Genomic DNA, 23,184 nt, shown 5'->3' on the forward strand with positions numbered 1-23,184 from the left:
CGGCTAGCCGTGACCATCGGCGGGCTACTGCAATTGGGCCTCGACCGTGCGGGCGCTGGCTGCAAGCCGCGCTCCGATGGAGTCCGGGTCTGCGCTGGGTCCCAGGAAGACCACGCAGATGGCTGCCGGTGTGCCGTGGGGATTGTGGATGGGGGCAGCAATGGCGGAGACGCCGGGCAGAACTTCGTCGTGGCTGGTGGCGTATCCGGCCAACTTGGCAGCGCGCGCCTCGGGGCGGTAGGGCAGGCCCGGGGCCAGTCGCGCCCACGCTTCCTCGCTGATGGCGGACTGGATGGCGATGCCCGGAGCCCCGGAGCTGAAGGAATGGCGGGTGCCGGGGCGTTGGGCCAGGGTGGCGCCGGAATGCCGCGGTTCCACGGTCAGCAGGGTGACCGAATCACGATGGTCCCATACGGCGATGAACGCGGTCATGGCCAGCTCGTTCGCCAATTGGGTGAGTTCCGGCAGGGCGGCCGTTTGCAGGTCGCGGGAGACGCCGCGGGCCAGGGCCGCCAGCCCGGGGCCCGCCTGGACCCGGCCGGAATCATCCCTCATGAGCAGCGAATGGTCCTCGAGCGTGCGCAGGATCCGGTAGGCAATGGAGCGGTGGACGCCCAAGGCTGCGGACAGTTCGGTGATGGTCATGGGCGCCTGGGCGTCCGCCAGGATTTCGAGTGCACGGATGCCGCGCGAGAGGGTTTGTGAGTGCGCCGGGGCCTTCGCGGCGTCGCCAGTTGAAGCTGTGCCCACGTCATCATCCTTTTCACGGACCGGCCGGCAGGCTGAAGTACCTGGGGTTCCACCAGCCATTGTTCCGTATCTGGAAGGGCAGTTCAACTATTGAACTCCGGGAGAGGCCGGGTTGCGTGGCCATTTCAACCACCCCCGGGGGTCACGGATGTCGACCCGGACATTTGAGGTCAATATATCGACCTCAAATGTCCGAGTCGGCATCCTCGGCGGGTTGAAGGATGCGCCATGTCCCTCCGGCGGCGTGGCCGGGGTCTCGATTCCCAAGCCGGCGGGGTCTACCGTGGAGGTGTGAGTGAGCATCCAGACATCTCCACTGTTGGCCAGCTGCGTGCCGCCGGCCATGTGCACAAGGAACTGCGCCGGGAAATTCGTGACAACCTGCTCGCGGCGCTCGCCGAAGGCCGCGATCCGTGGCCCGGAATCCACGGCCTGGACGGCACAGTCCTGCCCCAGCTGGAACGGGCCCTGCTGGCCGGCCACGACGTGGTGCTGTTGGGTGAGCGCGGGCAGGGCAAGACAAGACTGCTCCGCACCTTGGCCGGGCTCCTGGACGAATGGCAGCCGGTGATCGCCGGTTCCGAACTGAACGAACACCCCTACCAACCCATTACTGCGCAGTCCTGGTCCCGCGTCCGCGAGGAAGGCGATGCGCTGCCCGTGGAGTGGCGACACCGCAGCGAGCGGTATCTGGAGAAGCTGGCCACCCCGGACACCTCCGTGGCCGACCTCATCGGCGACGTGGACCCCATGCGCGTGGCCGAAGGGCGGCGGCTGGGGGACCCGGAAACCATCCACTTCGGCCTGGTGCCGCGCGCCAACCGGGGCATTGTGGCCATCAACGAACTGCCCGACCTCGCCGAGCGGATCCAGGTGGCCCTGCTGAACGTCATGGAGGAACGGGACATCCAGATCCGCGGCTACGTGCTCCGCCTGCCGCTGGACGTCCTGGTGGTGGCCTCAGCGAACCCGGAGGACTACACCAACCGCGGCCGGATCATCACGCCGCTGAAGGACCGCTTCGGCGCCGAGATCCGCACCCACTATCCGCTGGAACTGGCAGACGAAATCGCCGTCATCCGGCAGGAGGGCAAGCTGGTGGCGGACGTTCCCGCTGTCATCCTGGAGATCCTGGCCCGCTACACCCGTGCGCTGCGCCAGTCCCCGGCCATCAACCAGAGTTCCGGCGTCTCGGCGAGGTTCGGCATTGCCGGCGCCGAGACCGTGGCGGCGGCCGCCCTGCGCAGGGCGGCCGTGCGCGGGGAGGACGCGGCCGTGGCCCGAATCGTCGACCTGGAGAGCGCCGTGGACGTGCTGTCAGGCAAGCTGGAGTTTGAATCCGGCGAGGAGGGGCGCGAGAGGGAAATTCTTGACCACCTGCTGCGCACCGCCACGGCCGAGACCGTCCGGGAGCACTACCGGGGCCTGGACTTCGCCCCGCTGGTTGCCGCCTTCGACGGCCGGACCACAGTGACAACCGGTGACGCCGTCACGGCGCGGGAGTTCCTGGACAACCTCCCGGCACTCAACGGCTCCGGCCTGTACGAGGCGATCGGCAGCCACCTCCAGGCCGGAAACGACGGACAGCGCGCCGCCGCCATTGAACTGGCATTGGAAGGGCTCTTCCTGGCCCGCCGGATTTCCAAGGATTCCGACGGCGGGGAGACCGTCTACGGATAAGAGGCATCATGGCTTCACGCGAACACCTGTCCCGGTACGGCCGCTATGCCGGCGGCCCCGATCCGCTGGCGCCGCCGGTGGACCTGGCCGACGCCCTCGACGCCATTGCTGAAGACGTCATGGCCGGATACTCGCCGCGGCGGGCGCTCCGGGAGTACCTGCGGCGCGGCGGCGCCCGGAGGCCGGGCCTCGATGAGCTGGCGGGGCGCATCCAAGAACGCCGCCAGGAGCTGCTGGGCAGGCACCGCCTGGACGGCACCCTTGAGGAGGTCCGCAAGCTGCTGGAGCAGGCAGTCCTCAATGAACGCAAGCAGCTGGCCCGCGACGTGGCCATGGACGACACCGACAGGGCCTTGCGGGAAATGCAGCTGGAAAACCTGCCACCGTCCACCGCGGCCGCGGTCAATGAACTCGCCTCCTACGACTGGCAGTCCATCGAGGCCAGGGAAGCCTACGAACGCATCAAGGACCTGTTGGGCCGCGAACTCCTGGACCAGCGATTCGCCGGGATGAAGCAAGCCCTGGAGGGCGCCACGGAGGAGGACCGCGAGGCCGTCGAGGCGATGCTGCGGGACCTCAACGGGCTGCTCGACAAACACCGGCGCGGGGAAGACACCGACGGGGACTTCGCGGAATTCATGGCCCGGCACGGCGGATTCTTTCCGGAAAATCCGCAGTCGGTGGACGAGCTGGTGGATGCCCTGGCCAAGCGTGCGGCGGCGGCACAGCGCCTGATGCAGTCCATGTCCCCGGAGCAGCGCGAGGAACTCATGCGGCTCTCGGCCCAGGCCTTCGGCTCGCCCGGGCTCATGTCCGGGCTTGAGGCGCTTGACGCCAATCTGCAGGCCCTTCGCCCCGGCGAGGACTGGTCCGGTTCCGAACGCTTCCAGGGCCAAGAAGGGCTGGGGCTTGGCGACGGCACAGGAGTCCTCCAGGACCTCGCCGAACTCGATGCGTTGGCCGAACAGCTGTCCCAGTCCTACAACGGTTCCACCCTGGACGACCTCGACCTGGACGCCCTGGCCCGCCAGCTGGGCAGGGACGCCGCCGTTTCCGCCAGGACCCTCGCCGAGATTGAGCGCGCCATGCACGACGGCGGCTACCTGCGCCGGGGTGCCGACGGCGACCTCCGGCTGTCCCCACAGGCCATGCGGCGCCTCGGGAAGTCGCTGCTGCGCGACACGGCGCGGCAGCTGTCCGGGCGGACGGGGTCCCGGGACACGCGGGCTGCCGGCGCCGCGGGGGAGCCGTCCGGTTCCAGCAGGGCGTGGCAGTTTGGCGACGCCGAGCCGTGGGACGTCACCCGGACCATTACGAACGCCATCACCCGCACGGCTGCCGGCGGCGGCAATCCGGCGGCGGGCCTGCACCTGGACGTGGCGGACATCGAGGTGGCCGAAACGGAAGCCCGCACCCGCGCCGCCGTCGTCCTTCTGGTGGACGTGTCCTTCTCCATGGCAGTCCAGGGCCGCTGGGTGCCCATGAAACGCACGGCCCTGGCCCTGCACCACCTGGTCTCCACGCGCTTCCGTGGCGACCGGCTGCAGCTGGTGTCCTTCGGCCTGCGCGCCCGGTCCATGGACATTGGCGAGCTCACGGCCCTGCCCGCGGACCGGGAACAGGGGACCAACCTGCACCACGGCCTGCTGCTGGCCGGGCGCTTCTTCCGCCAGCACCGCTCCCTCCAGCCCGTCCTGCTGGTGGTGACCGACGGCGAACCCACCGCCCATCTGTTGGCCGACGGCGAGCCGTGGTTCTCCTGGCCGCCGGACTCGGAAACCATTGGCGCCACCGTGGCTGAGCTTGACCGCCTGGGGCGCGCCGGCACGCAGGTGACGTTCTTCCGGCTGGGCGATGACCCCGGCTTGGAGCGCTTCGTGGCTGCGATGGCCCGGCGGATCGGCGGGCGCGTGGTGGCGCCCGACGCCGGCGAACTCGGCGCCGCCGTGGTGGGGGAATACCTGCGCTCCCACTTCCGCGGACCTGGGGACGACGCCGACTGGCTGGGCTAGGACGCGTCTCACCAGGCGGACCACTGTGAGCTGAAACACGGTGCATGGTAGGCTGGCGGAACTTTATTACCGTCCGAACGGTCGGTAATTTATATGTCCCGCACACCGCGTCCGCGCGCTGAACAACGGAGTTCGCATGTCCCTCGCACCGACAGCATCGCCGGAAAACCGCTCCGAGGCCCGCAGGGTCCTCGCCGGCACCCTGGTCGGCACCACCATCGAGTGGTACGACTTCTTCATCTTCGCCCAGCTCACGGCAACCCTGCTGACCCCGCTTTTCCTCAAGCCGCTGAGTGAGAACAATCCCGGCCTTGGCCAGATCCTGGCCTTCGCCATGATCGGCATATCCTTTCTCTTCAGGCCCCTGGGGGCAATTGTTGCCGGGCACCTGGGCGACAAATTTGGCCGGAAGCGGATCCTGGTCCTCACCCTCATCCTCATGGGCGCCGCCACGGCTCTGATCGGCCTGTTGCCCACGTACGCGCAGATCGGCCTCTGGGCGCCGATGCTGCTAGTGCTGCTGCGCGTCATCCAGGGCTTCTCCGCCGGCGGGGAATGGGGCGGAGCGGCGCTGATGGCCGTGGAACACGCCCCGGCCGGCAAGCGGGGCTACTTTGGCGCCTACCCGCAGATCGGCGTGCCGCTCGGCATGATCCTGGCCACCGGCATGCTTTACATCCTGCGCTCCGCCACCACGCCGGAACAGTTCACGGCTTGGGGCTGGCGCATCCCGTTCCTGCTCTCCGTGGTGCTGGTGGTGGTGGGCTACCTGATCCGCCGCGCCGTGGAGGAATCCCCCGTGTTCAAGCAGCTGGCGCTGCGCAAGGCCTCCGAGCACACCCCTCTCAAGCAGCTGTTCCAGACCAACACCAAGCAGGTCATCCAGGCGGCGCTGATCTTCGTTTCCAACAACGCCGCCGGCTACCTGGTCATCGCGTTCTTCATCGCCTACACCACCAAGGTCCTGAAAATGCCCCTGGCTCCGGTGCTCCTGGCGACCACCATCGGCTCCTTTGGCTGGCTGATTTTCACCCTGGTGGGCGGCTGGCTCTCGGACAAGATCGGGCGCCGCGCCACGTTTGTAGCCGGCTACGCACTGGTCTTCGTGTGGATGATTCCCATGTTCCTGCTCATCGACACCGGCAATGTGGTGGTTTACGGCTTTGCGATCTTCGTGCTGACCATCGGCCTGGGCCTGTCATACGGGCCGCAGTCCGCCATGTACGCGGAGATGTTCCCGGCGCACATCCGCTACTCGGGCATCTCCATTGGCTACGCGATCGGGGCCATCCTGGGCGGGGCCTTTGCCGCCACCGTGGCCGAGGTCCTGCTGCAAAAAACGGGCTGGTCCGGCTCCATCGCGCTGTACATCATGGCGCTGACAGTGGTCTCGGTTGCGGCCGTGCTGTGGGTGGGGGAAACCCGCGGGAACAGCCTCCACGTGGAGGACCTCGACGACGAACTGGTGCGGCTAGCAGCAGAAGGGGCCGGCCGGCGCAATTAGCGGCGCGACCTTCCACTTTTCCCGAACTGGCGCGCCTGCCCGCAGCCTACATTTCAAGCCACGACTTCAACCGGCCCAGTCCCTCCCGGATGTCGTCCACGGGCAGGCCGGAATAGGCGAAGCGGGCGTAGGAGCGCTCTTCCCCCGGCTGGGGCCGGCCAAAGTGCAGGCGGGTGCAAAACGAAACGCCCGTCGCGTGCAGCGCCTCCGTCGCGAAAACCTGCAGCTCCTTGATGCCCTTAGACGCCATGGCGCCGGTGACATCCGGGAAGAGGTAAAACGTGGCGTTCGGCTTGGCAACGCTGACTCCCGGCATGGAGTTGAGCAGTTCGGCGGTGGCATCCCGGCGGGCTTCCAGTTCGGCGAGGATGGCTTGGGGGCCGGACTGGTCGCCAAGGAGTGCCTCCACGCCGGCGCGCTGGACAAAGTGGGTGGTGCAGGATTCGTCGTTGGTGTTGAGCTTGGCGAACGCCTCGGAGAGGGCCCGCGGGGCAACGGCGCACCCCAGCCGCCAGCCTGTCATCGCGAACTTCTTGCTGAAGGTGTACAAAATGACGGTGCGTTCGGCCATGCCCGGCAGCGCCGCGATCGAGTGGGACGAGCCAGAATAGCGCATCTCAAAATAAGCCTCGTCGGAGAGCACCCAGAGGTTGTGCTGCTCCGCCAGCCCTGCAATGGCACTGCGTTCCGCCTCGGTGGATTCGGCGCCGATGGGGTTTTGCAGGTCGTTGTAGATGATGGCCTTGGTGGCCGGGCCGATCATCGACTCGAGCTGCCCCAGGTCGATCGCGAATCCATGGTCCGTGGGGAGGTAGCGGTATGGCCGGGCCGTGCCGCCAAAGTATTCGATCTGGCTCTCATAGATGGGGTAGCCGGGGTTTGGGTACAGGACCTCGTCCCCCGGATTCATGACCGTCTGGATGAACCGGCCGATCACCGGCTTCCCGCCCGGATGCACGGTCACCTGGTCCGGGCCCACTGCCATCCCGCGCTTGGCGCCAATGTCTTCGGCGAGCGCTTCGCGCAACAGCGGTATTCCGGCGGCCGGGCAATATCCCGTCAAGCCGTCGGCTATGGCCTTGTCCATCGCCTCGACAATGTTCGGCGGCGTCGCCAGGTCGATATCGCCGAGGTGGAAGGGATAGATCCTGTGTCCCTGTGCAGCCCAATCGGAGGCAGCCTGGGAAACCGCAAACGCAGTCTCGGTGCCGAGCCGGCCCAAACGCTGTGCAAGTTCCATGCGGCACCCCGTCCCTGTTGGTTGGGCCCACGCGCTCGCCGGGCCCGGCTGGGGAACTGCGCCGGGGAGGGCGTGGGGACTTGTCCTGATCGTACGGCCGTACTGGGCTATCCTCAAGGGATGGGTCAAAACCACATACTTGTCAGTGTCCCCGATTCGGCCTTGCGTGAAGCATTCGGAGCTGTGCCCGACGGCGTCGAGCTCGTCGAATGGGACATGGCCGGACCTCCCCCTGCAGCCGACATTGACATTGTGGTGCCGCCCTACATGGCCGGAACGGGACCCCTCGCGGCGTTGAACGGTGTCGCAGCCAGGCTGGTGCAAAGCCAGTCCATTGGCTATGACGGCGTCGCGGATGCGCTTCCGGCGGGAAACGTGTTCGCCAATGCGGTCTCGGTGCATGAGACCTCGACGGCGGAGCTTGCGGTGGCGCTCATGCTGGCCTCCCAGCGGGGCCTGCCTGAATTTGTCAGGTCAGCCGGGCGGGGCACATGGGAGCCGCTGCGACGGGAGTCCCTCGCTGACCGCACAGTGTTGATTGTTGGCTACGGCGGCGTTGGCAAGGCCATAGAGGAGCGGCTGCGCGGGTTCGAAACGACTGTGGTTCGCGTTGCCTCTCGGGCCCGCGAGGACGCCGGCGGGCACGTGCACGGCATCGACGAGCTCCCTTCCCTGCTGCCGCAGGCCGACATCGTGGTGGTTGGGGTTCCGCTCAACGAGGCCACCACGCACCTGATCGACAACGGCTTCCTCTCGCTCCTGCAGGACGGCGCATTGGTCGTCAACGTCTCCCGTGGTGCCGTGGCGGACACCGACGCGCTGCTTGACCATGCCAGCCGCGGCCGGCTCCGGCTGGCCCTCGATGTGACGGATCCGGAGCCGCTGCCCGACGGGCACCCTTTGTTTGCCTTGCCCAACGTGATCGTAACCCCGCATGTGGGCGGTGCCTCAAGCGCCATGATGCCAAGGATGGCGCGCCTGCTGCGCAGCCAGGCCGAACGCATGCTTCGCGGTGAAGAGCCGCTCAATGTGGTTGTGCGGACCTGACTGCCGCGCCCAACCGCCGCCCGGCTGACGGTGCTACGCTCCAAGCAGCAATCCTGGCGGGAGGCGAATATGGCAGTGCTGAAGTTCACGGACTGGTGGGACAGGTTCTTCGCCATCGGCATCATTCTCAAGGGGCTCGACGGCGTCCTTGAGCTGGTGGGGGGCGCTTTCCTGCTCTTCGTGGCGCCCGCCCAAATCAACCAGCTGGCCATCCTGGTCACCCAGCCGGAACTGACCGACGACCCCAACGACTTCATCGCCAACCACATCCTCCAGGGCGCCTCGGGGCTGACCAACCACGTGGTCTTCTTCACCGCCCTGTACCTCCTGGCCCACGGGGTGGTGAAAGTGGTGCTGGTGACGGCTCTGCTGCTGGACAAGCTGTGGGCGTACCCGTGGATGATAGGCGTCCTGGTCATCTTCATCCTGTACCAGTTCTACCAACTGTCCGTGACGCCGTCATTGGGGCTGGTGGCGCTGACCGTGTTCGATATTCTGATTGTGGTGCTGACCTGGCACGAATACGGCAGGCACCGCAGACGCAGAAAAGAGCTGGCATGAGGATTTTGATGGTGGGGGCCGGGGCAACCGGCGGCTACATTGGTGCGCGGCTGGCCCAGGCCGGGCGCGACGTGACGTTCCTTGTCCGGGAGGGGCGCGCCCAAACCCTGCGCCAGCGCGGACTGCGCCTGGTGCTCGACGGCGGCGGGCCGGCCGGGCCGGAAGGCGCACCAAAAGTGGAAACAGTGGTTCCCGCCCTCATGACCGCCGCGGAACTGCGCGAGCCGTTCGACGTCGTCGTGCTGACCGTGAAGGCCACCGCGCTGCAGGCCGCCATCGCGGACATGGCCCCGGCGGTTGGCCCGGACACCGTGGTCATCCCCTTCCTGAACGGCATGGCGCACATGGATGCGCTGGCCACGGCGTTTGGGGCCGGCAAGGTCCTTGGCAGCACCGTCTAGCTCATCACCACCGTCACGCCCGACGGCGACATTGAGGTGCTCATGCCCCTGGCGCGCTGGGCCATCGGCGAACAGCACGGGGAGGTCAGCTCACGGGTGCGGGACATCCTGGCCGTCATTGACGTGCCCGGATTTGAGGCCACTGCCGTCCGGGATGCCCTGGCCGCGATGTGGCACAAGTGGGTCTTCATTGTCACGGCGGGCGTGGTGACGTGCCTGATGCGGGGGCCGGCCGGTGCCATTGTGGCCGTCCCCGGCGGGCTGGAATTTGTCTACGCCGCGCTGGCCGAGGCGGTGGCGGTCTCCACGGAGGCCGGCTTCCCGGTGCCGGAGAAGCAGCTTGGGATGGCGCTGCGACTCCTGACCGAGCCCGGTTCCACGTTTACCTCCTCGCTGTACCGGGACATGAGCGCCGGGCTGCCCAACGAGGGCGAGCACCTGCTGGGCGATTTCACCCGCCGCGCGCGGGAGCAGGGCCTCGAGACGCCGCTCATTGACCTGGCCCTCATGCACCTGCGCGTCCACGAGGCCCAGACCGGCCTGGACGGCTGAGCCGGCGCTGTTTCCTTAGGGCAGCGTGAGCTGGATTTGGCCGTTGGGCAGCACCGCGGCGGCCACGCCGGCCAGGCTGTCCACCACATAGTGCGCCGTGAGGTCCGCGGCGTCAGTGGTTCCTGCGACGGCCAGGGTCATGGCACCCGCCGCCGTCCCGGAGGCCAGTCCCGCAGGGGCGTCCTCCACCACCAGGCACTGCGCAATGTCGGAGCCCAGCCGGGCGGCGCCGAGCAGGAACGGTTCCGGGTGCGGCTTCCCGTTCGCCACCTGGTCCGCCGTCACCATGTGCGCAGGGACGGCGATGCCGGCTGCAGCCAGCCGGGCTTCGGCCAGCCCGCGCGTGCAGGAGGTGACAATGGTCCATGATCCGTCCGGCAGCGAGGCCAGCAATTCTGCTGCGCCCGGCTTGCACAGGATGCCGTCCGTGTCAGCGGTTTCCAGCGCCTTGATCAGTTCAAAGCCTTCCTCCTGCCGTGCCGGCTCAAGGTACTGCTCCACCTGGGCCTGGGCCGGCACGCCGTGGCTGCCGTATTCAAAGCCGTCCAGCCCCATCAGCTCGCCCCAGCGGCGCCAGGCCCGCTCGGTGGCTGGCGTGGAGTCGATCAGTGTCCCGTCCAGGTCGAACAGCACCGCGTCCACCGTGACTTGCTGGGGCTGCTTTTTCGCGCCGGGTCCGACGGCCTTGATGTGGAAATCCTCCGCCAGCATGTCGGCCACCTCGCGGCGGAAGGCAGGCGGAACCGTGACGTGGCTGTCAACTGTGACCAGGCCCTCGGCTGCCCAGCTGGCGACGTTTCTGGCCAGGATGTATAGCTCGGGATGGGCGGTGTCGGGCGATTCCAGCGCCTGGACGAGCGGCGCCGATTCGGGCGGGTTTTCCGACGAGCATTCAGCCATGAAGCTCGCCATGTCCACATGCCAGCTGGTGTAGCGGCCGGGCTCTGACCCGGACAGGGTGGAAACGAAGATGAACTGCCCCAGCACGTCCCGGAACACCTCAAGCGTTGCCGCTTCGTCCCCGAGGCGCTCGCCAAGGCGGGGCCCGACGACGGCCCGGCCGGCCTCGATGGCAACTAGCCCCAGGCTGGTCAGCAGGTGCCAGTACAGCGCGAGCCTGTCGAGGGCTTCGGCCTCGAGTTCCGCAGCCGTGTATGAGGAACTCACGGCGGCGCCGAGAAGTCCGGCGCCGCTGTGCCGGATTGCCACGGCAGCCTGCGCCCTGTCCTTCTTGCGCAGGACCCCCTTGGTGGTAACGTCCCTGCCGCCGCCAACCCAGGCCAGGATCGATTCCACGTTTTTCCAGAGCGGTGATTCCCTGGCCGTGCTGGCGAACTGCCCCGCCGCCTGCTCCGGAACGAAGACGTCGGCGAAGGCGTAGTCCGCGGGGTCAACGGCGCCGCCGCCGTCGTCCCAGCCGTCGTCGTCCCAGCCGTCGTCAAGGTCGACGTCGTGGTCCGCGGCGCCTTCAGGCGGCAGAGCCAGTGACGCAGGGCTGGCGGGGTCCACACCGGGCCAGGCAGGCTGCTTGAAAACGTCCGCCAGCTCTGCCAGTTCGCCGGGGGTCCCCGTCCACAATGAAGCCTGGACCAGGTAGCCCACATAGTCCCGCACCCCGGAGCGCAGGGCGAATGTGGCTTGTGGATTCGCTGCGGCCGCGGCCGCGAGGACCTCACGCACCGCCCCAGGCACCAGCGACAACGCGTCGGTCGTCGGCTCAAGCATGCGGTACAGGTCGAAGAAGTCGTCCAGGACCATCAAGCTCATGTCAATGTCGGCGTCCGGGCGGCCCTGGGATTCCAGCCACAGGGCATAGCCTGGCGCCAGCGCCTCCATGGCGCGGTCCAGCCGCACCTCACGCAACGGCACGGAATTCGCCCTCGCGGCGGCGTCGGCCGCAGCCCTGGCAGGGTTGCCGAATCGGGACTTCTTGGACTTCTTGGCCACAGGGGTTCCTTGCAGTCGGCGGAAAGCGAACCCTTTAACCGTAGCCGCCCGCGGCGGGCAGCCCCGCAGCCTGTCAGCTAAACGGGGTCAGGACGATTTTCCCGCCGCCGTGGCCGGACATGCTCGCGGCAAACGCCGCGGACGCCTCCTCCATGGGGAACGTGGCGCCGACGTCAACGGTGAGGGTGCCGGCGTCGACCATCCCGCTGAGCCGGTCCAATTCGCGGGCATCGGGCCGGACCCAGAGGTAGCGTCCGCCGTGCGCGGCCGCGGAGCCGTCGGCGATGGAAACGTGCCGCCCGCCGTCCTTGAGCGCGGCCAAAGTTGCCTCGAGCACGCCGCCGGCAAAGTCGGCAACGGCATCCACGCCGCGGGGTGCCAGCGCCAGGACGCGGTCCGCCACGCCGTCGCCGTATTCCACGGGCTCGGCGCCGAGTTCGCGCAGCCGGGCATGGTTTTTGGCTGACGCCGTGGCAATGACGCGGGCGCCGGAGTGAACCGCCAGTTGAATGGCGGCGCGCCCCACCCCGCCTGCACCGTTGTGGACCAGGAGGGTTTCCCCGGACTGCAGCTCCAGCACATCCAGCGACCGCAGGGCCGTCAGCCCCGTCAGCGGCAGCCCGGCGGCCTGCTCCCAGCTCAGCGATTGCGGCTTGCGGGCCACCGCCGAGGCGGGCAGCGCCACGAGTTCGGCAAAGGTGCCGCCCTGGACGGTGTCGCGCCGGCCGTAGGAGTACACCTCGTCGCCCACCTGGAACTCCGGGGTGTCCAGGCCCACGGCCTCCACCACGCCGGCCACGTCCCAGCCCGGGATGACGGGGAAGGTGACATCCATGATCTGGTCCAGGTAGCCGGCCATGACCTTCCAGTCCACCGGGTTGACCCCGGCAGCCTTGACGCGGATCAGGACCGAGCCCGGAGACACCTTCGGGTCGGGGCGTTCGGACTGTTCAAGGACTTCGGGGCCGCCGTACTGCGGGTATGTCATGGCCTTCATGGGGATCCACCTTTGCTGCTCGGGTTGAAAGCTGTCGTTGGAACGCTGTCCCTTCGGCCAACCGTGCGCCGGGCCGGAAGATTCCCGCCAGCCTCAGCTGGTGAACGCCGTCATCACGATCTTGCCGTCGCTGTGCCCGGACATGCTGGCCTGGAACGCGGCGGCCACCTCCTGCAGCGGGTAGGTGGCGGCCACGTCCTGCAGCGGGTAGGTGGCGGCCACGTCCACCGTCAGTGCGCCGGCGTCCACCAGCTGGCTGAGGCGGTCCAGGCTGTGTGTGTCCGCGCGTCCGCCAATGAACAGTCCGCCCCGGCCCAGCACGGCCCCATCCGTGATGGACACATGCCGGCCTGCCGGCTTGAGCACTGCCATGGTCTGGTCCACAACGTCACCGATGAAGTCGGCAACGGCGTCCACGCCGCCCGGGGCCAGGGCAAGGACGCGGTCCGCCAGTCCCTCGCCGTATTCCACCGGTTCGGCGCCGAGTTCGCGCAGGAGGGTGAAGTTCTCGGGGGAGGTGGTGGCGATGACGCGGATTCCGGCGTTGACAGCCAGCTGGACGCCAATGCGCCCCACGCCGCCGGAACCGTTGTGGATCAACAAGACAAAGGAATATACCTCATCGCCCACGGAAAATTCGGGGGGTCTATGCCAACGGCCTCCACAATGCCCGCCACATCGGCGCCGGGGATGACGGGGAACCGGACGGCATAGAAGTCGTCCATCCAACCGGCCATGATCTTCCAGTCCATCGGGTTGACGCCTGCCGCCTTCATCCGGACCAAAACGCAGCCGGGCCAAACCTTGGGAAAAGGCAGCTCGGTGCTGCTCAAAACGTCAGTTCCGCCGTATTGCGCGTATGTCATGGCCTTCATTGTTGGACTCATGGCAATCCCGCCTTTCAAATTGACACCACATTAGACACGGAATACCTCTTGAATATTCCGAAAGTGGCCAGAAATTCCGCCCCGCGGCCCTGCCGGGGTGCCGTGGTGCCGATACGCTGTGGTCCATGAACCCGCAGCGTTATGCCTACGGCCCGGACCCGTCCCAATGGGCAGAGCTGTATCTGCCCCAAGTGCTGCCCCAGCAGCCGAATCAGCAGCCTCCCGAACGGAAGCTGCCCGGCGCGGTGGTGGTCATCCACGGCGGCTTCTGGCGCAGCCGCTACGGGGCCGAACTGGGGGCCCCTTTGGCTGCCGACCTCGCCGCCCACGGCGTGGCCGCCTGGAACCTGGAGTACCGGCGCATGGGCAACGGGGGCGGCTGGCCGGAGACGTTCCAGGACGTGGCGGCGGGCATCGACGCACTGGCCCCCGCGGCCGCCGAACACGGGCTGGACCTGTCCCGCGTGGTGGCGCTGGGTCATTCCGCGGGGGGCCAGCTGGCCGCCTGGGCTGCGGGCCGCCCCTCCTTCCCGGCCACGGCGGCGGGTGCCGGGCCCGCGGTGGTGCTGTCCGGCGTCGTGAGCCAGTCGGGGCTGCTCAACCTGGCCGAGGCACAGCGGCTGGGGCTGAGCAACCATGCGGTCACCGCGCTCCTGGGGGACAGCGTGCGGCGCGCGGACCCGCTGGCCGCCGTGCCCCTGGCCGTTCCGGTGTACGCCGTCCACGCCATGGACGACGGCGACGTCCCCGCCTCCCAGAGCCAAAGTTACGTTGCCGCAGCGGTGGCCGCGGGCGGGGAGGCGCAGCTGGTGGAGGTGCCCGGGGACCACTACGCGCTGATTGACGTCAGCAGTGGCCAGTACGCCACCTGCCGGGACTTGGTGTTGGAGCTTTTGCGGCGGGCGTAGTGTGTGGTGAAACCATTGTGGAACTTTTGTGGAAAGGCTGTGGCGATGTCAAGGGAGACAGGGCCGGTGGAGGCTGGCGGCGGCGACGGCGTGGAGGCGAACACGCGCAGGCTCGAAGCCGGCATTGAAACGGACTTCAGCGACAAGATGAGCTACGGCAGCTATCTGGCCTTGGACACGCTGCTCAGTGCGCAGCAGCCCGTCAGCGGGCACCACGACGAGATGCTGTTCATCATCCAGCACCAAACCTCCGAGCTCTGGCTCAAGCTCATGCTCCACGAACTGAGGGCCGTGCGGCTCCAGCTCGCCTCGGACAACCTGCGGGCGGCCATGAAGGGCGTGGCCCGGATAAAGCACATCCAGCGCTCGCTGACGGAGCAGTGGAGCGTGCTGGCCACCCTCACGCCCAGCGAATATGCGCAGTTCCGCGGCGAACTGGGGTCCGCGTCCGGGTTCCAGTCGTACCAGTACCGGGCCGTGGAATTCATGCTGGGGAACAAGAACGCGGCCATGCTGAAGGTGTTTGAGGCGAACCCGCCCGCCCAGGCGATGCTGGCCAAAATCCTGGCCCAAACCAGCATTTACGATGAGTTTGTGCAGCTGCTGGCCCGGCGCGGTTTCGCGGTCCCGGCGGAGCTGCTGGAGCGCGACGTCAGCAAGGCGCATGTGTTCAACGCGGAGCTGATGGAGGCCATCCGCGTGGTGTACGAGTCCCCGGACGACTACTGGGACCTCTACGAGGCCTGCGAGGAGCTGGTGGACCTGGAGGACAATTTCCAGCTGTGGCGGTTCCGGCATGTGCGCACCGTCAACCGCATCATTGGCATGAAGCGGGGCACGGGCGGATCCTCCGGGGTGGGCTTCCTGCAGCGCGCCCTGGACCTGGTGTTCTTCCCGGAGCTGTACGCGGTGCGGACGGAAATCGGCAACTAGGCTTCCGTGGCCGGTTCTGCCCGCTCCGCCCACCTGCGAGCAGCCGCTGCATCCAGGGCTGCCTCCGCCCAGCGCCCCATTCCCGCATATGCGTGCGCCCTGATGGCACTGGGGGAGAGGAAGATGTCGTGGAAGGCGCCGGCGACCCTGTGCAGCGTGACGTCCCTGCCCAGGTCCAGGGCCCGGCGCGCCACGGTGTCCACGTTCAGCACCACATCCGCCGCGAGCGCATCGCCGGACCACCGCGGCTGCAGGTAGCTCTTGTCCGAAAGCATCACCAGCACCGGTGCCTCGATCCCCAGCCCGCGCGCCACCTCGGCCTGCCCGCGGAATACTGCATTGAGGAATCCCGGCGTGACCGGAAAGCCGCGGTCAGGGCGCCACTTTTGTTCGTAGTCCCACTCGCCGTCAAAGCGTGATGACACCGCGCGCGTGTAAAACCCCGGATCAAGGGGCGGCAGCGGCGCCAGGGGGCGGAACCGGCTCCGGGCCTGGATCAGCGGGGCCACCATGGCCCGCCCCACTTCCGAAGCCTGGAACTCCAGCCACGGACTGTTAAGCACGACGGCGTCTGCCGCGCCCGGGTGCCGCGCGGCCCACAGGCTCAGTGTCAGCCCGCCCGTGGAGTGCCCCAGCAGCACCAGGGGACGCCTGCCTGGCTCGGCGGGGGCGGCCCGGCGGCGGGCCAGGGCGGCCAGGGCCTCGGCCACCCACGCCATGGGCCCGCCTGGGTGCGGTTCTTCCGGTTCGGCGCCGGGGCTGCCGCCATTTCCGTTTCCGGCCATGGGCGCGTTGGCCGTTGCGGGCTCCACCGGGGTCCCGGCCCCGTACCGCCCCATCGCCTTCAGCGCGGCGGCAATGTCGCCGTCGTACTCGGAGAGGGAGGAAACCTGGCCCGGGGACTGGCCGGGGCGCAGGCTGCGGCCGTAGTTGTGGAGGTCCAGGGCGTAGAACGAAGCGCCGGCCCGGGTCCAGAATTCGGCCAGTTCGCGCTGGAAAAAGTAGTCCGACCAGCCGTGGACGTAAAGCACGTCAGCACCCGTGAGCGCGGAGGGCTCCCAGCGTTCGCCGCCGCCCGCGTGGCGGACCAGCGTGGCGGGGGAGCCGGCGGGCAGCTCCAGGGTGAGCTGTTCAAAGCCGGGTCCGAGGACGTCCTGCTGCCATCCGTTCATGGCTCGATGCTATCGCCGCTGCGGGCACGCCGCCGCTGTGCCTATGCTTGAGGGGCCGGACCCGCAGCCCTCCACGGACCGCCCGCGCCGGCGTGTGGCCACCGAAGGCATTGAGGCAAAGGATGAAGCACATGGCGCATTGGCAGGAAACTCTAGCGGTGTGGGGCCCGGCATGGGCTGCGGTGCGTGACCTGGAAGGCTCCGCGGAGGACGGTTCGGTGGTCATCACCGGTGCCGTGCCCGAGCGGCTGGCTCCGTGGCCCGGCGACGGCGCCAGGGCACATGCAGCGTCCTTTCCCCCCGGCACCGTGCTGTCCCTCGTGACCGAGGACGCCGCGGCGGCACGGGAGTTTGCCGGCCCGCTCGGGTTCCGCGAAACCGGCGCCCTGGTGCTCCTTACGGCCCAAACTGACGACCTTGACCTGGTGCCCTCGCTCCCCGCCGACGCGTACGTGGCGGAGGCGCCGATGGAGAACTACGACGCCGTTGAGGTGGCACTTTTTGACCGCCCCGTGGCGGACGGGCGCATCAAGCTCGAGGATGGGCTGGGCGTGCTGGGCAACTTGACCGTGGACGACGGCCACGACGAGCTGGTGGTCGCGTTTGAACAGGCGATGGTGGCTGCCTTGGGCGACGAGGCGTTCCTGCACGGAGCCGATGTCCTGTATCTCGTGGCCGACGCCGCGCAGGCCGCCCGCTTTGCCGCCGTCGAAGGCTGGTCAAAGGCGGCGGAGATCATCAGCTTCACCAAGCCCTGACCCGGCATGGCAGAATTGGGATGGCCCGGGTGCAGACGGGCCCAGTGATAATACAGCCGGCTGCTGCCTGACGGGCGGCGGCTGGGCGAACCACTTACCAATGATTTGAGACACCGCCATGCCCTCGCTGCAAAACAATGCCGCCACGCCCGAAACCGCTGCCAGTCCCCGGTCCGCCCCGCGCTTTGCCGACGTTGGAAGCCGCTACTACGGCATCCTGCTCGCCTGCATGGCCGTCATCGTGATCCTTTCCAACATCGGCGCCTCCAAGGGTGTGCTGTTTGGGCCGATCGTGACGGACGGCGGCTTCTTCCTCTTCCCGTTCGCCTACATCCTGGGAGACGTGATCAGTGAGATTTACGGCTTCAAGATGGCACGGAAAGCCATCTTCACCACCTTCGCGCTGTCCATCTTTGCGTCCCTGAGCTACTGGGTGATCATTGCCCTGCCCGGGTTCACCGACGACTACGGGGTGGCCAAGCAGCACGCCCTGGTCGATGCCTTGGGCCCGGTGCCGCAGATTGTGCTGGCCAGCCTGCTCGCGTTCCTGGCCGGGCAGACCATCAACTCCCTCATCATGGTCCGGCTGAAGGCGCGCCAGGGGGAGCGGAAGCTGTGGATGCGCCTCATGGGCTCCAGCGGAGTAGGCGAATTCATCGACACCCTCATTTTCTGCAGCATTGCGGCGCCGGTGATCGGCATTGTGGGCTTTGGCATGTTCGCCAACTACGTGGTGGTGGGTTTCCTGTACAAGGTGGGCGTGCAGTACCTGCTGGTTCCCGTAACCACGCTGGTGATCGGCTGGTTCAAGAGGCACGAACCGACGTACGTGCTCTAAAGGGCTGCACCCCCCTGCCGCCGCCGTCCTCCCTTCCGACTACCGCTTCGGGTAGTACCGGCGCAGCGTCTCCGCCTTGAACTCGAAGAAGGTGCCGTCCTCGATGGCCAGGCGGGCGTCGTCGACCATTTTCACCACAAAGCGTTCATTGTGGATGGACACCAGCGTGGCCGCGACCATTTCCTTGGCCTTGAACAGGTGGTGGATGTAGGCGCGGCTGTAGTTGGCGCAGGCATAGCAGTCGCAGCCGTCCACCAGCGGCGTGAAGTCGCGCTTGTAGCGGGCGCCGGAGAGGTTGAAGCGGCCGTCCGGGGTGTAAAACGCCGAGGTGCGGGCCACGCGGGTGGGGGAGACGCAGTCGAAGGTGTCGGCGCCGTTTTCGATGGCCGTGAAGATGTCATCCGGCTCGGAGATGCCCAGCAGGTGGCGCGGCTTGTCCTCCGGCAGCTCCTCGGCGCACCAGCGCACAATGGTGCCCAGATTTTCCTTCTCCAGCGCCCCGCCAATTCCGAAGCCGTCAAAGTTCATGGCGCCCAGGTCGCGGGAAGCCTTGCGCCGCAGGTCCTCATACTGGGCGCCCTGGATGACCCCGAACAGCGCCTGGTACGGCTTGCCAACCCGATCTTCGGTGAGCCGGAAGTGCTCCTCGATGCAGCGCTGTGCCCACAGCCGGGTCCGCTCCAGCGACATTTCCTGGTAGCCGCGCGAGTTCAGCAGCGTGGTCAGCTCGTCAAAGGCGAACATGATGTCCGCGCCGATTTGGTGCTGGACCTGCATGGAAACTTCTGGGGTGAAGCGGTGCATGTCGCCGTTCAGGTGCGACTTGAACCAGACGCCGTCGTCGTCAATGTGCGCCAGGCGCTCCTTGCCCACGGCCACGGAATCGTCCGCGCCGGCGTGGGGTGAGGCGGCCGCGGCGTCCATGTTGATGACCTTTTTGAAGCCGGAGCCCAGGCTCATGACCTGGAATCCGCCGCTGTCGGTGAAGGTGGGGCCGCGCCAGTTCATGAACCTGCCCAGCCCGCCCGCCTCGTCGAGGATGTCCGCGCCGGGCTGGAGGTACAGGTGGTAGGCGTTGGAGAGCAGCGCCTGCGCGCCCAGTTCCTCCATGGATTCCGGCAGCACCGACTTCACGGTGGCCTTGGTGCCCACGGCGATGAAGGCGGGCGTCTTGATGGTCCCGTGCGGGGTGGTGATGACCCCGGTGCGGCCCTGGAACCTTCCGCCGTTAAGTTCGACGGCGGCCAACGTGGGAGTGCACGAATCCTCCAGCCGGGTGGCCACGCGGAAGCCGAACTCGTCCTGGGATGCCGGTCCGGCGGGGAGGGCGTGCGGTGCCGTGGCCGGCGCGGGCGTGAAAAGCTTCGTGGCAGATTCGGGGGAGGGCATGCCCCCATTTTGCCAGTGTTTCGGTGCCGTCCTGTTCGCCTGCCGGCCCCGATCCTTCATTTTCGGCCTTGGGGTGAGGGATGCTGGGCCGTCGGACACGTAGACTTGGCAGCCGGCAGGGGGAATGGATGACGACGGAAGTTTTGGACGGATCGCAACGCCAAGTGGTGTGGCGTCAATCCCTTGGGCGGCGGCTTGCCAGCCGTGCCGGAACCCTGTTTACGGGCGAGCTTCGCTGGGTGAACCTACTTGCCCTGGTGGCCGCAACGGCCTATTCGACCCTTTCCATGCTCCGGTACAGCACGTTTCGCTCTGCTGGATATGACCTGGGAATATTCGACCAGGTGGTTCGCCAATATTCCGCATTCATGGGTCCCTATAGCGAGATCAAGGGCCTGATCTACAACATCATGGGTGACCACTTCCACCCCATCATTGCTCTCCTTGCTCCGTTGTATTGGCTGTGGAACGACCCACGCATGCTGGGCATCGCCTTGGCCGTCCTGATGGCCTCCTCGATCTATCCCGTCTACCTCTTTTGCCGCGCGCGGCTTGCCTCCTGGGCGGCGCTGGCAGTGTCGGGCGGTTATGTTTTCTGGTGGCCAATTCAGGGCCTGGTGAATTTTGACTTTCACGAAATAGCCTTCGGCGTTCCGCTGATCGCGTGGATTATCCTCGCCGTGGACCGGAACCGGTATGTTGTAGTCGCGATCCTTTCTGTCATGCTCCTCGGGGTTCGTGAGGACATGGGGTTCATGGTGGTCGCCGTGGCCATGGTGTTAGCGCTGCGCCGGCGATGGAAGCTCTCCTTGGCACTCTTCGTCACGGGCGTCGGCGGCTACCTGTTCACCACGGGACGCCTCATCCCCCATTTCAACAGGTCCTCCAGCTTTGGGTACTGGCAGTACGCCGCTCTGGGGCCGACAATGGGCGCCGCGCTGTCGTTCATCGCGGCCCACCCCTTCAAATCGGCCGCCATCATGTTCGATAACAACACGAAACAGTTCCTGTGGGCGTCCTTATTCCTTCCACTGGGGCTGCTCCCGTTTCTGTCGCCTTATGTCCTGCTCGCGGCGCCCATTATCGCCAGTAGGCTCCTGAGCGATCGTCCAGGCACGTGGTCGACGGCCTTCCAATACAACGCCATCCTTGCCCCGATTCTGGTGCTTGCGGCCGTGGATGTCGTTGCTAAAGTCGTCCGGCGACATCCGCGCCTGCACGGCGTGAAAGTGTGGGGTCCCGCAGTCTTTGCAGCATCCACGGCACTAGGCATTGCCTTCCTGCCTGGACTGTTCCCCGTCCACGATGTGCTCACGGGAAAGGCGGGGGTGTACACGGCCCACATGGCTGCCCAACAGCGGGTGGTCAACATGGTTCCCTCCGGCGTCTGTGTGGAGGCAGATGACCGGTTGGTGCCGCACCTGACTAACCGGACGAATGTGGGCATGCTTGGCCGTCAGGTGGACTACGCCAGCTGGGCCGTCATTGACTTCACCCAAACCGACACCGGCGGCGGGGGCGACGGCAATTTCACTCCCTTCGACGCCCTCCAATTCAAGGAATCCTACGGCTTTCGGGTAGTCCACGAAGACGACGGAATCATGCTCCTGTACCGTCCTTACCTTCCCGGCACGGCTGCACCCACACTGTGTTCTTCGCCCTACCAGTCCGGGAGGGACGAATGATGGAGGCCACGTGCAAGCCGCACCAATTTGGACAGGGCAGCCGGACTAGGCGGGCGATTGGGTTACTCGTCATTGCCCTTGCGCTGCTGACGGGCTGTGCCTCGCAAAAGCTCACGCCCCTTGACGTTTCCGGTGTGCAACGGCTCACCACAGCTGAGAGGTTCACGCTGTCCCCGGACGGCAGTTACCACGGTTGGTGGGATGGCAAGCCCCTGCCGGGACAGCCCACCAACCTCGTCATCTTCAGCACCGGAAAAGGCACTGTCGTACAGCGAATCGGTGCCCCGGCCACGCTGTCGGCGAAAAACTGGGCGGTCCTCCGAGACGGAACATGGGCAGGCAATGTCATGCTCGTACTCGATCCGGCACAAAACCGGGTGATGGAAAGCTTCACGGTTGATGCCTCCGGTCGCCCCACAAACGGCGAAACCATAAAGACTAAAATCGGCGGCTACATTGGCTGGTGGAACAGCACCACCGAGGATGGCAGCGACGCCGGTCTGCCTAATGAAACCGTCCAAATCAGCACCCGAACCAATACTGTCGTCGACGGCTACAACCGCGCCACGGGGAGCCACGCAATCAACTACACGGTGCACCCGGATCCACGGTGGCCGAAGAAATCAATCATCATTGTCGACACAGCCACCAACAAGGTGCTGGATAGCTTCCCCGTCGACGAGAATGGCATGTCCCTAAATAAGGACATGCGCGGCTTCCCCGGGTACGCAGCGGGTGCGCCACCGAAAAAATAGGCCTCAGCCCCAGAATTCGGCGAGCCGCCCTGCCAAGGCCTTGCCTTGCCCGTAGCCGGCCCGGGCAGCGGCGGGACGCAGTGACAAGTCCATCGCGTTGGCGCCGAAAATGTGCTCGGAGCCGCTGTCTGGGAAGATCGTTTCGACCCGGCTGCCGGCTGAACGCAGTTCCTCGACCTGGGCGGCCAGCTGCATGCCCCACTCCGCCGGATGCCGGGTGCGCCCGCCAAAGGGCGACAGCACCAGCACCCGCCCGCACCCGGCAGCCAGGTCCGCATTCTCGTTACGCCGGTAGCCGCCGTCGATGTAGGCCTGACCGCCGATCGTGTAGGCAAAGCCGCTGGAACAGCTGGCGGCCACGGCGTCGACAATGTCCACGCCGCTGTCCCGATCGAAGACGGCAGGTTCCCCCGTCTGGGCATTGACGGCCGTGATGAGCAGGCGACGTTGAGGCCACTGCAGGCCGGGGAGGCGGGCGGCGACAGTGGCTCGCCACCTGGCCTGCGCGGCACCGTCCGATGATGCCGCCCGGCCAAGCGCGGCCGCGCCCATGCGGCGCCGCATGTCAGCCGCATCCACGGCGGCATCGATCAGGGCCTGTGTTTGCGCCATGTAGTCGGCGGCCAGCCCGTTGGCGGGGCGCCCAACCCCCGGGGCAACGGGTCCTGCCGGCCCTGTCCGCGGCGGGGGCGCCGCGGTGAGGACGGCTTCCAGCAGTTCGGCTGGCGTGGTGCCTGCGAGCTGGGCCGCGGCCGTGGACCCGGCCGACGTCCCGATGGTCACGTCGGCGCCGGTCACGTCCAGCCCGGCCTCGTGAAGCCCGGCAATCACGCCGATCAGCCAGGCATTGCCTGTCGATCCGCCGCCGCCGAGGACCACTGCCCGTCCGCCGGGGACGGAAGCAGGCCCGGGCATGCCATGGGAGGCCGTTGCCGGGGAGATGCGGGGAATTGAAGAAGGTGTTGTGTTCATGGGAGTCGCCTTTCGCGAATTGCCGGATCCGGCGCTCCCAGCGGCGACTACCTCAGTCGCGCGATCGTGGACTGCAGGGGAGCGCCCACTGTTGATGCTGCGTTCATGGGTACCACCTCCTGCCGGTTGATCACGATCGAACGCAAACGTAGCACGTTGTAAAAGCGGTGTGCAACGATGCGGAATGTGGCCGGTG

The 23,184-nt window shown here is 67.1% G+C and carries 20 protein-coding genes and 1 pseudogene; 13 read left to right on the top strand and 8 right to left on the bottom strand.

The genetic code is table 11. The features are described 5' to 3' along the window. Window positions 1-24 precede the first annotated feature (24 nt). Complete coding sequence (locus G6N77_RS07550; protein WP_306987260.1) at window positions 25-750, bottom strand: IclR family transcriptional regulator; 726 nt, start codon at window positions 748-750, stop codon at window positions 25-27. A gap of 291 nt (window positions 751-1,041) precedes the next feature. Between G6N77_RS07550 and G6N77_RS07555 the strand changes: the two genes are divergently transcribed. The 3 genes from G6N77_RS07555 (at window position 1,042) to G6N77_RS07565 (ending at window position 5,946) form a co-directional block, all read left to right on the top strand. Next, the gene (locus G6N77_RS07555) at window positions 1,042-2,430 is read left to right on the top strand and encodes a sigma 54-interacting transcriptional regulator (protein WP_165181427.1); all 1,389 of its coding nucleotides are present in this window, start codon (window positions 1,042-1,044) and stop codon (window positions 2,428-2,430) included. An 8-nt stretch (window positions 2,431-2,438) separates the two neighbouring features. Then, a complete protein-coding gene (locus G6N77_RS07560) occupies window positions 2,439-4,442 on the top strand; it encodes a vWA domain-containing protein (RefSeq protein ID WP_165181428.1) in 2,004 nt (667 codons plus the stop codon). A 136-nt stretch (window positions 4,443-4,578) separates the two neighbouring features. Beyond that, window positions 4,579-5,946, top strand: a complete 1,368-nt coding sequence (locus G6N77_RS07565; protein ID WP_165181429.1) for an MFS transporter — start codon at window positions 4,579-4,581, stop codon at window positions 5,944-5,946. Window positions 5,947-5,992: 46 nt separating this feature from the next. On the opposite strand, the gene G6N77_RS07570 is transcribed toward G6N77_RS07565, so the two are convergent. After that, window positions 5,993-7,186: a pyridoxal phosphate-dependent aminotransferase gene (locus G6N77_RS07570; protein WP_165181430.1), complete on the bottom strand. Its 1,194-nt coding sequence runs from the start codon at window positions 7,184-7,186 to the stop codon at window positions 5,993-5,995. 120 nt (window positions 7,187-7,306) lie between these two features. Here G6N77_RS07570 and G6N77_RS07575 point away from each other — a divergent pair, with 120 nt between their 5' ends. The 4 genes from G6N77_RS07575 to G6N77_RS19810 all read left to right on the top strand — a co-directional run bounded on the left by G6N77_RS07575 (window position 7,307) and on the right by G6N77_RS19810 (window position 9,747). After that, on the top strand, window positions 7,307-8,233 hold the full coding sequence (locus tag G6N77_RS07575) for a 2-hydroxyacid dehydrogenase (protein WP_165181431.1): 927 nt from the start codon (window positions 7,307-7,309) through the stop codon (window positions 8,231-8,233). Between the two features lie 69 nt (window positions 8,234-8,302). Further along, on the top strand, window positions 8,303-8,794 hold the full coding sequence (locus tag G6N77_RS07580; protein WP_165181432.1) for a DUF2127 domain-containing protein: 492 nt from the start codon (window positions 8,303-8,305) through the stop codon (window positions 8,792-8,794). Beyond that, complete coding sequence (locus G6N77_RS19805; RefSeq protein ID WP_240901767.1) at window positions 8,791-9,195, top strand: 2-dehydropantoate 2-reductase N-terminal domain-containing protein; 405 nt, start codon at window positions 8,791-8,793, stop codon at window positions 9,193-9,195. The genes G6N77_RS07580 and G6N77_RS19805 overlap by 4 nt, the downstream gene beginning before the upstream one ends. A 42-nt stretch (window positions 9,196-9,237) precedes the next feature. Next, entirely contained in the window at window positions 9,238-9,747 is a 510-nt protein-coding gene (locus tag G6N77_RS19810; protein ID WP_240901768.1) for a ketopantoate reductase family protein, read from the top strand. A gap of 15 nt (window positions 9,748-9,762) precedes the next feature. Here the strand turns inward: G6N77_RS19810 and G6N77_RS20300 are convergent, their stop codons facing one another. From G6N77_RS20300 to G6N77_RS07600, 3 genes and pseudogenes are all read right to left on the bottom strand, one after another. Then, on the bottom strand, window positions 9,763-11,694 hold the full coding sequence (locus tag G6N77_RS20300) for an HAD-IA family hydrolase (protein WP_205678107.1): 1,932 nt from the start codon (window positions 11,692-11,694) through the stop codon (window positions 9,763-9,765). 73 nt (window positions 11,695-11,767) lie between these two features. Then, the gene (locus G6N77_RS07595; protein ID WP_165181433.1) at window positions 11,768-12,691 is read right to left on the bottom strand and encodes an NADP-dependent oxidoreductase; all 924 of its coding nucleotides are present in this window, start codon (window positions 12,689-12,691) and stop codon (window positions 11,768-11,770) included. 93 nt (window positions 12,692-12,784) lie between these two features. After that, window positions 12,785-13,566 (bottom strand): annotated as a pseudogene (locus G6N77_RS07600) (NADP-dependent oxidoreductase). A gap of 137 nt (window positions 13,567-13,703) precedes the next feature. Between G6N77_RS07600 and G6N77_RS07605 the strand changes: the two are divergent. Next, window positions 13,704-14,486 (top strand): alpha/beta hydrolase, encoded by a 783-nt coding sequence (locus tag G6N77_RS07605; RefSeq protein ID WP_165181434.1) that lies wholly within the window; start codon window positions 13,704-13,706, stop codon window positions 14,484-14,486. A 45-nt stretch (window positions 14,487-14,531) separates the two neighbouring features. Then, entirely contained in the window at window positions 14,532-15,419 is an 888-nt protein-coding gene (gene kynA / locus G6N77_RS07610) for a tryptophan 2,3-dioxygenase (RefSeq protein WP_165181435.1), read from the top strand. Here the strand turns inward: kynA and G6N77_RS07615 are convergent. Continuing rightward, entirely contained in the window at window positions 15,416-16,591 is a 1,176-nt protein-coding gene (locus G6N77_RS07615) for an alpha/beta hydrolase (RefSeq protein ID WP_165181436.1), read from the bottom strand. The genes kynA and G6N77_RS07615 overlap by 4 nt on opposite strands. 131 nt (window positions 16,592-16,722) lie before the next feature. On the opposite strand from G6N77_RS07615, the gene G6N77_RS07620 reads away from it, so the two are divergent. Together G6N77_RS07620 and G6N77_RS07625 are read left to right on the top strand one after the other, a co-directional pair. Then, window positions 16,723-17,349, top strand: coding sequence for a hypothetical protein (locus tag G6N77_RS07620; RefSeq protein ID WP_165181437.1), 627 nt, complete (start codon window positions 16,723-16,725; stop codon window positions 17,347-17,349). Window positions 17,350-17,467: 118 nt separating this feature from the next. Further along, a complete protein-coding gene (locus G6N77_RS07625; RefSeq protein ID WP_165181438.1) occupies window positions 17,468-18,187 on the top strand; it encodes a queuosine precursor transporter in 720 nt (239 codons plus the stop codon). Window positions 18,188-18,226: 39 nt separating this feature from the next. Here the strand turns inward: G6N77_RS07625 and tgt are convergent, their stop codons facing one another. Further along, window positions 18,227-19,576, bottom strand: coding sequence for a tRNA guanosine(34) transglycosylase Tgt (gene tgt / locus G6N77_RS07630; protein ID WP_165181439.1), 1,350 nt, complete (start codon window positions 19,574-19,576; stop codon window positions 18,227-18,229). A gap of 239 nt (window positions 19,577-19,815) precedes the next feature. Here tgt and G6N77_RS07635 point away from each other — a divergent pair, with 239 nt between their 5' ends. Then, the gene (locus tag G6N77_RS07635) at window positions 19,816-21,261 is read left to right on the top strand and encodes a DUF2079 domain-containing protein (RefSeq protein ID WP_165181440.1); all 1,446 of its coding nucleotides are present in this window, start codon (window positions 19,816-19,818) and stop codon (window positions 21,259-21,261) included. After that, complete coding sequence (locus G6N77_RS07640; RefSeq protein WP_165181441.1) at window positions 21,258-22,016, top strand: hypothetical protein; 759 nt, start codon at window positions 21,258-21,260, stop codon at window positions 22,014-22,016. The genes G6N77_RS07635 and G6N77_RS07640 overlap by 4 nt, the downstream gene beginning before the upstream one ends. A 3-nt stretch (window positions 22,017-22,019) precedes the next feature. Here G6N77_RS07640 and G6N77_RS07645 read toward each other — a convergent pair whose 3' ends face one another. Beyond that, window positions 22,020-22,988: a patatin-like phospholipase family protein gene (locus tag G6N77_RS07645; RefSeq protein WP_370875231.1), complete on the bottom strand. Its 969-nt coding sequence runs from the start codon at window positions 22,986-22,988 to the stop codon at window positions 22,020-22,022. Between the last annotated feature and the right edge of the window lie 196 nt (window positions 22,989-23,184).

Origin of the sequence: Arthrobacter silviterrae (assembly GCF_011045165.1) — a bacterium.
GTDB lineage: Bacteria > Actinomycetota > Actinomycetes > Actinomycetales > Micrococcaceae > Specibacter > Specibacter silviterrae.

Bases quoted from the DNA above. Each gene is read 5' to 3' on its own strand.
- G6N77_RS07560 (WP_165181428.1), top strand. From the start codon at position 2,439: ATGGCTTCACGCGAACACCTGTCCCGGTACGGCCGCTATGCCGGCGGC.
- G6N77_RS07565 (WP_165181429.1), top strand. From the start codon at position 4,579: ATGTCCCTCGCACCGACAGCATCGCCGGAAAACCGCTCCGAGGCCCGC.
- G6N77_RS07570 (WP_165181430.1), bottom strand. From the start codon at position 7,186: ATGGAACTTGCACAGCGTTTGGGCCGGCTCGGCACCGAGACTGCGTTT.
- G6N77_RS07575 (WP_165181431.1), top strand. From the start codon at position 7,307: ATGGGTCAAAACCACATACTTGTCAGTGTCCCCGATTCGGCCTTGCGT.
- G6N77_RS07580 (WP_165181432.1), top strand. From the start codon at position 8,303: ATGGCAGTGCTGAAGTTCACGGACTGGTGGGACAGGTTCTTCGCCATC.
- G6N77_RS19805 (WP_240901767.1), top strand. From the start codon at position 8,791: ATGAGGATTTTGATGGTGGGGGCCGGGGCAACCGGCGGCTACATTGGT.
- G6N77_RS19810 (WP_240901768.1), top strand. From the start codon at position 9,238: ATGCCCCTGGCGCGCTGGGCCATCGGCGAACAGCACGGGGAGGTCAGC.
- G6N77_RS07595 (WP_165181433.1), bottom strand. From the start codon at position 12,691: ATGAAGGCCATGACATACCCGCAGTACGGCGGCCCCGAAGTCCTTGAA.
- G6N77_RS07605 (WP_165181434.1), top strand. From the start codon at position 13,704: ATGAACCCGCAGCGTTATGCCTACGGCCCGGACCCGTCCCAATGGGCA.
- kynA (WP_165181435.1), top strand. From the start codon at position 14,532: ATGTCAAGGGAGACAGGGCCGGTGGAGGCTGGCGGCGGCGACGGCGTG.
- G6N77_RS07615 (WP_165181436.1), bottom strand. From the start codon at position 16,591: ATGAACGGATGGCAGCAGGACGTCCTCGGACCCGGCTTTGAACAGCTC.
- G6N77_RS07620 (WP_165181437.1), top strand. From the start codon at position 16,723: ATGGCGCATTGGCAGGAAACTCTAGCGGTGTGGGGCCCGGCATGGGCT.
- G6N77_RS07625 (WP_165181438.1), top strand. From the start codon at position 17,468: ATGCCCTCGCTGCAAAACAATGCCGCCACGCCCGAAACCGCTGCCAGT.
- tgt (WP_165181439.1), bottom strand. From the start codon at position 19,576: ATGCCCTCCCCCGAATCTGCCACGAAGCTTTTCACGCCCGCGCCGGCC.
- G6N77_RS07640 (WP_165181441.1), top strand. From the start codon at position 21,258: ATGATGGAGGCCACGTGCAAGCCGCACCAATTTGGACAGGGCAGCCGG.
- G6N77_RS07645 (WP_370875231.1), bottom strand. From the start codon at position 22,988: ATGAACACAACACCTTCTTCAATTCCCCGCATCTCCCCGGCAACGGCC.